The sequence below is a fragment of the Mycobacterium sp. NGS67 genome (genome assembly GCF_059812185.1).
In genome coordinates, this window is record NZ_JCALCF010000104.1 from 1 (window position 1) to 265 (window position 265).

The following is a 265-nucleotide window of genomic DNA, read 5'->3' on the forward strand; positions in this document are numbered from 1 at the left end:
GCCGCGGTGTGGTGCACTACATCACCGAGATCCTCAAGCGGCTACCCGACGGCCTGACAGTCGGCTTCAAAAAGCCCGGGGGCGGTGCCATCGGTAGTTGCGGCAGCGGGCCACTGGGCCCGCGCGGGTCATGGAACTTCGAAGTCGGTTACTGGGTGTGGGGGTATCCCCCGGGCGGCAACGACGCCACGTTCGACGCGTTCAAGCAGTTGTTCGACACCTGGGGCTGGACCACCCGCTACGACCCCACCCCACGACACCGGCG

At 67.2% G+C, this 265-nt stretch carries 1 pseudogene; it reads left to right on the top strand.

What is annotated here, in order from left to right:
- Nucleotides 1–265 (top strand): annotated as a pseudogene (locus AC5Y4D_RS27430) (hypothetical protein); the annotation flags it as partial.